The 7,944-nt window shown below is 70.3% G+C and carries 7 protein-coding genes and 1 tRNA gene; 4 read left to right on the top strand and 4 right to left on the bottom strand.

Annotated features, from left to right (window positions below; translation table 11 throughout):
• Position 1: 1 nt before the first annotated feature.
• The 3 genes from nudC to LO763_RS19465 are packed head-to-tail and all read right to left on the bottom strand — an operon-like array spanning position 2 to position 3,485.
• Positions 2-877, bottom strand: a complete 876-nt coding sequence (gene nudC / locus LO763_RS19475) for an NAD(+) diphosphatase (RefSeq protein ID WP_230787584.1) — start codon at positions 875-877, stop codon at positions 2-4.
• On the bottom strand, positions 874-2,184 hold the full coding sequence (locus tag LO763_RS19470; protein ID WP_230787582.1) for a M16 family metallopeptidase: 1,311 nt from the start codon (positions 2,182-2,184) through the stop codon (positions 874-876). The genes nudC and LO763_RS19470 overlap by 4 nt, the downstream gene beginning before the upstream one ends.
• On the bottom strand, positions 2,181-3,485 hold the full coding sequence (locus tag LO763_RS19465) for a M16 family metallopeptidase (RefSeq protein ID WP_230787580.1): 1,305 nt from the start codon (positions 3,483-3,485) through the stop codon (positions 2,181-2,183). Before LO763_RS19465 ends, LO763_RS19470 begins: the two co-directional genes overlap by 4 nt.
• Before the next feature lie 237 nt (positions 3,486-3,722).
• Here LO763_RS19465 and LO763_RS19460 point away from each other — a divergent pair, with 237 nt between their 5' ends.
• The 4 genes from LO763_RS19460 (at position 3,723) to LO763_RS19445 (ending at position 6,222) form a co-directional block, all read left to right on the top strand.
• Complete coding sequence (locus tag LO763_RS19460; RefSeq protein WP_230787576.1) at positions 3,723-4,550, top strand: methionine ABC transporter ATP-binding protein; 828 nt, start codon at positions 3,723-3,725, stop codon at positions 4,548-4,550.
• Entirely contained in the window at positions 4,543-5,196 is a 654-nt protein-coding gene (locus LO763_RS19455) for a methionine ABC transporter permease (protein WP_230787569.1), read from the top strand. The genes LO763_RS19460 and LO763_RS19455 overlap by 8 nt, the downstream gene beginning before the upstream one ends.
• 29 nt (positions 5,197-5,225) lie before the next feature.
• Positions 5,226-6,059: a MetQ/NlpA family ABC transporter substrate-binding protein gene (locus tag LO763_RS19450; protein WP_230787566.1), complete on the top strand. Its 834-nt coding sequence runs from the start codon at positions 5,226-5,228 to the stop codon at positions 6,057-6,059.
• Between the two features lie 90 nt (positions 6,060-6,149).
• Positions 6,150-6,222 (top strand) — tRNA-Trp (locus tag LO763_RS19445).
• 109 nt (positions 6,223-6,331) lie between these two features.
• On the opposite strand, the gene LO763_RS19440 is transcribed toward LO763_RS19445, so the two are convergent.
• Entirely contained in the window at positions 6,332-7,597 is a 1,266-nt protein-coding gene (locus LO763_RS19440; protein WP_230787564.1) for an ATP-binding protein, read from the bottom strand.
• Positions 7,598-7,944: the final 347 nt, after the last annotated feature.

The raw sequence follows: 7,944 nt of genomic DNA, 5'->3' as shown, positions 1-7,944 counted from the left end.
TCTAGGGCGCCTCCTCGAGCCAGCCTTCGATGAGGAAGCGCGCCACCGAGATCCGCACGGCGCTCGGCACGCCGTCGGCGGTCTCGAGCCACATCTCGCGGACCTCGTCGCGCGTGAACCAGCGGGCGTCGGCGATCTCCTCCGTCTGGAGCGTCAGGGGCTGCGAGGCGTCGGCGCTGGCACGGTAGGCGAGCATGAGCGAACGCGGGTAGGGCCACGGCTGGCTGGAGACGTACTCGAGCCGGTCGAGTTTGATCCCGACCTCCTCGCCGACCTCGCGGTGGACCGCGGCCTCGGCGGACTCGCCCGGTTCGACGAACCCGGCGATGCAGGCGTACCGGCCCGAGCGCGTCGAGCCCTTGGGCTGGCCGCCGTACCGCTGGTGCTGGGCGAGGAGGACGCGGTCGGCGCCGTCGTCGATGAGGACGATCACGGCCGGGTCGGTGCGCGGGAAGACCGGGCGGCCCGAGGCCGCGGCCAGTTCCCAGCCGGACTGGCGGGACGCGAGCGGCTCGCCGGTGGTCGGGTGAAACCGGTAGGTCGCGTGCCAGTTGGCGATGCCGATGGCCTGCACGGCGATCGCGAGGTCGCGCCGGTCCCAGTCGGGCCTGATCCCGCGGCCGGGGAGGCCGTCGGGCAGGTCGCCGAGGACGGCGAACACCGGCGGGTCCTCGCCGCCGAGGTAGATCCGCTCGCCGTCGGGCGCGGTCGCCGCGTCGTAGTAGTGGAGGCCCTCCTCGTCGGCGTCGATGCGGTCGTTGCCGGGGTCGCAGACGACGATCTGCGCCTGCTCCCACGCGGCCGCGAGCCACTCGTCGTCGCCGCGGCGCTCGGCGAAGCGGTCGATCACATCGATCGACAGCGGCGGGTGCGTCATCGCGCCTCGATCTCGCCGAACTGGACGAGGTCGTCGCGGATCTCGGCGCCGTCGCCGAGGACGACGGTGACCGCCCGGTCGGGGTCGAGGCGTTCGGCCGCGACGCGCTGGACGTCGGCGGGCGTGACCTCGCGGATGCGCTCGGAGTGCTCGGTGAGCCAGGCGAGCGGCAGGCCCGCGGCGGCGAGCACCGAGATGTAGTTGGCGAGGCCGGCCTGGGTGGCGGTGGCGAGCTTGACCGAGCCGAGCGCGTAGCGGCGGGCCAGGTCGAGCTCCTCGATGCCGGGCGGGCGCTCGGCCATGCCGCGCAGTTCGCCGCGCAGCTCGACGAGGGCCGGGCCGGTGACCTCGGTGGCGACGTCGACGGCGGCGAGCTGGATCGACCCGGCCGGGGCGTGGTCGACGCGCGAGCGCGGCGAGTAGCCGTAGCCCTTGGTCTCGCGCAGGTTCATGACCAGGCGGGAGGAGAAGTAGCCGCCGAAGACGAGGTTCGCCAGGTGCTGGGCGGCGTTGTCGGGGTGGGTGCGGTCGACGGCCGGGTAGGCGACGCGCAGAGCGGACTGGACCGAGCCGGGCCGGTCGACCAGGACGAGCGGTCCGGGAACGGGCTCGGGCAGCGGCTCCATGGCACGCCCCTCGCCCGCGCCGTTCCAGTCGCCGAGGGCCTTCTCGACGGCGGCGCCGGTGGCGTCGGTGTCGATGTCGCCGACGATGACCAGGCGGGCACCGGCCGGGTGGACGCGGGCGGCGTGGAGGGCGCGGACGGCCTCGCGTTCGACGGCGGCGACCTCGGCGGCGGTGGGCTGCTGGTGGCCGTAGGGGTGGTCGCCCCACAGGCGGGCGTCGAGGACGCGGTTGACCTGGAAGTCGGGCTGCTGCTCGGCGACCGAGAGGCCGTCGATCATGCGGGACCGCTCGACCGCGAACGGCCCCTCGGGGTAGTCGGCGGCCTTGAGGAGGTCGCCGAGGACGTCGAGGAGTTCGGGCAGGCCGGTGGCGAGGCTGTTGCCGGAGACGGCGATCCGGTCGGGGTCGGACCCGGCGCCGAGGGCGCCGCCGACTCCTTGGAGGCGCTGGGCGATCTCGGTCATCGAATTGGTCTCGGTGCCGGAGAAGAGCGCGGCGGCGAGCAGGTCGGCGACGGCGAGGTCGGTGTGCGCGGCCGGGACCGACAGGCGCACCTCGGCGAGCGGGACGCCGGGGCGGCGCGCCAGCAGCACCCGGAGGCCGTTCGGGAGGGTCCGCTCGGTCGGGACGGGCAGGGACAGCGGGACTTCCGGTGCGAGACCGGGGACGGCGTTGCTCACTGCTGGGCTCCTCCTGGGACGACTTCGAGGACGGCGCGGCGCTGCGGTGTCAGCGCGGCGGCGGCCTGGGCGACGGATGCGGCGGTGACCTCGCCGAGCAGGGCGGCGAAGCGGGTGGCGAGGCGGGCGTCGCCGTGGAAGATCTCGGCGGTCGCGAGGCGCCGGGAGCGGCCCATGACCGAGTCGTCGCCGCGCAGGAGCTGGGCGGCGACGCGGGCCTTGACGCGGTCGAGCTCGGCCTCGTCGACGCCGGCGGCGACGCGCGCGAGCTCCTCGTCGACCTGCGCGAGGACGGCGTCGACGGCGGTGCCGGGCGGCAGGAACGCCTGGACGAGCATGGCGGTGGGGCCGCGGGAGGCGAAGGGCTCGGCCATGAAGGTGGTGTGCGCGGCGACGGCGGTCGCGGTGCGGTCGGTGTGGATGAGCCGCTCGACGAGGCGGGAGGCGTCGCCGTCGGTGAGGAGTTCGCCGAGGACCACGTACGGGAGGAAGCCGTCGAGTTCGGCGACCGGGTCGGGGACGCGCCAGGCGACGGCGACGGCCGGGAGGGTGGCCCGCTCGTCCACGTAGGAGTGGCGGCGCTCGTCGGTGAGGTCGGGCTCGTCGAAGGGCGGGTGGACCGGGGCGGGGCGGGCCTCGACGTTCCCGAAGTGGCGTTCGACCAGTTCGCGGGCTTCGACGGGGTCGAAGTCGCCCGCGACGCTGAGGACCGCGTTCGAGGCGGCGTAGTAGTCGTCGAAGAACGACTGGGCGTCCTCGACGGTGGCCGCGTCGAGGTCGACGAAGGAGCCGTAGCCGTCGTGGGAGTTCGCGAAGGTGTCGAACATGACCGGCGGGAGCTTGATCCAGGGGAAGCCGCCGTAGGGGCGGTTGAGGACGTTGACCCGGATCTCCTCCTTGACGACGCTGACCTGGTTGGCCAGGTTCTCCTCGGTGATCGCCGGGCCGCGCATGCGGTCGGCCTCGAGGAAGAGGGCCAGTTCGAGGCCGTTGGAGGGCAGGAGGTTGAAGTAGTCGGTGTAGTCGATGTGGGTCGAGCCGTTGAAGGTGCCGCCGGCGGACTGGACGTGCCGCATGTGCTCGGCCTTGCCGACGTTGTGGGAGCCCTGGAACATCATGTGCTCGAACAGGTGGGCGAAACCGGTGCGTCCCTCGGGTTCCGACCGCATCCCCACGTCGTACACCACCGCGACCCCGACCACGGGCGCCCCCGGGTCCGGCGCGAGGACCACTCTCAGGCCGTTGGCGAGCTTGAACCGCTCGATCGCGAACGCCGGGGCGGGAATCGTCGCAACAGTCATGGGCGAACCCTATCTCAGCTCGGTGTCCTTCCGATGACGCGGCGTTCGTCACAGGAACTTGGATTCGGCACGAATCCCTGCTTGACTTCTGGGCTATGAACGCGCAGCACCTCGACCGCCTCAGCGACGCCCCCGGCGCCGCGGCGCCGTGCTGCCGAATGTGCGCCTGCTGAGGGTCCCCGCAACGCCGCGCCCCGAAGCGGCGATCACCCACAGCGAAAGCGATCTTCCCTTCACATGGACTCCAGTCCCAGCATCCGCCTGTCCGGCGTCACCAAGCGCTTCGGCGACACGAAGCATTCCAAGGGCACTGTCGCGCTCGACGCGGTCGACCTCGAGGTCGCCTCGGGCGAGATCTTCGGCATCCTCGGGCGCTCCGGCGCCGGCAAGTCGACGCTCCTGCGCACCGCGAACCTCCTGACCAGTCCCGACGCGGGCACCGTGGAGGTCGACGGCGCGGAGCTGACGGCGCTGCGCGGCCGCGAGCTGCGGGCCGCGCGGTCCAGGACCGCGATGATCTTCCAGCACTTCAACCTCCTGTCGAACCGCAGCGCCGCCGCCAACGTGGGGCTGCCGCTCAGGTTCAGGGGGGCGCCGCGCGCGGCGCGGCACGCCCGGGCGCTCGAACTGCTCGACCTGGTCGGGCTGTCGGACAAGGCGAAGGCCTACCCGGGGCAGCTCTCGGGGGGCCAGCGCCAGCGCCTGGCGATCGCCCGGGCGCTGGCCGCCGACCCGGCCGTCCTGCTCTCGGACGAGGCCACGAGCGCGCTTGACACCGAGACCACGGACGAGATCCTCGACCTGCTGGCGCGGCTCAACCGCGAACTCGGTCTCACCATCCTGCTCATCACGCATGAGCTCGAGGTGATCACCCGGATCTGCCACCGCGCCGCCGTCATGGAGCGGGGCCGGTTCGTGGAGACCGGCCGGGTCCCGGAGCTCCTCGCGGACGCGGACTCGCGCCTCGGGGGCCAGGCGCGACGCCTGGCGGCGCGCCTGCTCGGCGAAGAGGTCGCGCACTCGGAGGCGCCGATCGTGCCGGTCGGAGGCGACCGCGATGTCTGACCGCCTCGTCGAACTGCTCACCGAAGCGTTCTGGGAGACCCTGCACATCGTCGCCGTCTCGGGCGCGTGGACCCTCCTCGGAGGCCTCGTCCTCGGCACGGTCCTCTACGTCACCTCGAAGACCGGCCCGAGGCCGATCCCCGTGGTGAACGCGCCGCTCGGCTTGATCGTCAACATCGGGCGCAGTGCGCCGTTCGTGCTGCTCATGGTCGCGGTCGTGCCGCTGACGCGCCTGATCACGGGCACGAGCATCGGCACCGAGGCGGCGATCGTCCCGCTCACCGTCGCGTCGATCCCGTTCTTCGCGCGCCTCGTCGAGGGCGCCCTCCTCGAAGTCCAGCCGGGCCTCATCGAGGCGGCCCGGTCGATGGGCGCGTCGACGCCCGCGCTCGTGTGGCGGGTGGTCCTGCCCGAGGCGACGCCGGGCCTGATCCGCGGGTTCACCGTGACGCTCGTGGCCGTCGTCTCGTACTCGGCCATGGCCGGGATCGTGGGCGGCGGGGGCCTGGGCGACCTGGCCTACCGCTACGGCTACCAGCGCTTCCAGACCGAGTACATGATCTGGCCCCTGGTGATCCTCGTCGTGCTCGTGCAGCTGTTCCAGATCCTCGGCGACCGGTGCGCCCGCACCCTCGACCGCCGCTGAAGTAATTTCCCCACCTTTAGGAGAACACCGTGTTCAATCGTCGTGCCCTTTTGGGCGCCTCCATCGCCGGCGCCACCGCCCTGACCCTGGCCGCGTGCGGCGAGGACGGAGGCTCGGAGGCCACTGAGACCAACGGCACCGTGGTCGTGGCCGCGACGCCGGTCCCCCACGCCGACATCCTCAACTACATCGCCGAGAACCTGGCCGAGGACGCCGGGCTCACGATCGAGGTGGAGGAGTTCACCGACTACGTGCAGCCGAACGTGGCGACCTCGGACGGCTCCGTGGACGCGAACTTCTTCCAGACCGAGCCCTACCTGGACGAGTACAACGCCGCCAACGGCACCGACCTGGTCACCGTGGCCGCGGTGCACATCGAGCCGCTGGGCCTGTACTCGGACAAGGCCGCCTCGATCGAGGAGATCCCCGAGGGCGGCCAGGTCGCGATCCCGGGCGACGGCTCCAACGGCGGCCGCGCGCTCGCCCTGCTCGCCGACGCGGGGCTGATCACCCTGGCCGAGGGCGTGGACGCGACCCTCGCCACGGAGGACGACATCGCGGAGAACCCGAAGAACCTGGAGTTCGTCCCGCTCGAGGCCGCGCAGCTCGCGCTCTCCCTGCCGGACGTGGACGCCGCGGTGATCAACGGCAACTACGCCCTGGAGGCCGACCTGAGCCCGGCCGAGGACGCGCTCCACTCCGAGTCGCCCGACGGCAACCCGTACGCGAACTACCTGGTGGCGACCGAGGCGAACAAGGACAACGAGGACGTCCAGAAGCTCGCCGAGCTGCTCCAGTCGGACGAGGTGAAGCAGTTCATCCTCGACACCTGGGCGGACGGCTCGGTCGTCCCGGCCTCGTAACCGGCGACGACGCCCACGCCAACCCGGTTGCACCGGCCTGGAAGCGGCACGTAAGATAGTTGCGGCCAGGCCGGGCGACCGGACGGGCGGAGGAGTGTGGCGCAATTGGTAGCGCATCGGTCTCCAAAACCGAGGGTTGCAGGTTCGAGTCCTGTCACTCCTGCAGATTGTGCGAAGGGCCTCTCCGATACGTCGGAGGGGCCCTTCGCTTTCCCTGTTCGAGTTGCCGGGCGTCCCAAGTTGCCGTGGGCTTCAATACGTCGAAGCGGCGGTCACGGCAGGGGCTCCCCGCTCCAGAGCGCGGAGAGGGGAACGGCTGCCATGTCAGGTCCGAACGGCCTCAGCTCCTCGCCCAGGTAGAGGACATAGCCCGCGTGGAACCGGTCACCGAGTCGATCACGGAGCCAATGGAGGTGCTTGAACGAGTCGGACCGCACCGTCGCCGAGGCCTTGACCTCGATGGCCACTACCGCTCCGTCTCTGCGTTCGAGCACGAAGTCGATCTCGCGGCCGTCCCGGTCGCGGTAGAAGTGCAGCCCGGCCCTGATCGCGCTCACCGTCAGCTGCCGGGTCAGCTCGGCGAACACGAAGGTCTCCACCAGCGGCCCTGCGAGCGGGTGTCCAGGGGCGGACACCGAGGCCAGGTCGGCTCCGAGCAGTGATGCCGTCAGACCCGAGTCGGTGACGTAGGCCTTCGGGGTCTTGATGAGCTTCGAGGTCAGGTTGGTCGACCATGTCGGCAGTTTCGCGGTCAGGTAGACGATGTCGAGATAGCCGAGATAGTCGCGGACGGTGGCGTGGTTGAGTTCGAGGCTCTTGGCGAGGTCGGAGAACACCAGGTTCGACCCGCTACGCGCGGCGACCAAGCGCAGGAGCTGCGGCACCAGGTTGGCATGGCGAATGTCTGCGAACTCCGCGACGTCCCGCAGCACCACCGTGGAAACATAGCTGTCGAACCAGTCCGCGCGAAGCGATTCGGACCGGATTCGGATCGCCTCCGGATAGCCTCCCTCGCAGATGAGTTTGAAGTAGTCGCTCCTGCCCCATTGCGATACCGGAGTCGATTGCAACAGTCGCTCCCGATCGAACAGGAGCGCGGGCGCATCGACCTCTGACCTCGTCCGCTCGGCGGCGCTCAACGGCCAGAGGTCGACGAACACCGCTCGCCCCGCCAGTGACTCTGACAATGTCGGTACCGTCAGAAACCGCGTCGAGCCCGACAACACGAACTGGCCGGGCGCATCGTCGAGATCCATGAGCCGCTTGACCGCGAGCAGAAGATCATCGCCACCGCGTTGGACCTCGTCGAAGATCCGCGGCGCCGAACCATATCCAGCGAATCCCGACGGGTCGGCCCGGACCGTCTGGAGAACGGTCGGATCATCGAGTGTCGCGAAGGTCCCGCCTCGTTCAGCATGCAGCTGTCGCAGCAGCGTGGTCTTTCCCGCTTGCCGAGGACCACCGACCACGACCGCTCGAAACACGTCGACGCGCTCGTTCAGATGGGTGAGCGCCCGACGGGGCAGCAGGTTCGGCATGCGGTGACGATACCAGACGGATCAACGACCATAATAACAGATTCGCCGACGCTACAGTCATAACTTTGCCGTGATGCTGTCCTGAGTTCAGCCGTGGCCGGTACCGGTCGCATTTCCCGTCTTCCGACCAGTCTGACCCGCCATGCGGGCATATACCGCCTCTACCTGCGAAAACAAGTTCCCATAGGCTTCGATGAGGCCTGCAGATGGATTTTATTCGAGCCGCAGCCTCCGGGCTGCGGCTCGATTGCCTCACCCGTTCAGCTCAACGACACGAACAGATCCATGCCATGTATCGATTCGCGGTATGGCTTCGTCACGTTCCAGCGCCCAGTGCACACCCTCAC

The organism is Glycomyces amatae (assembly GCF_020991375.1).
GTDB lineage: Bacteria > Actinomycetota > Actinomycetes > Mycobacteriales > Micromonosporaceae > Glycomyces > Glycomyces amatae.
The sequence above is the reverse complement of the archived record's forward strand: the minus strand, read 5'-3'. Positions and strand labels throughout refer to the sequence as shown.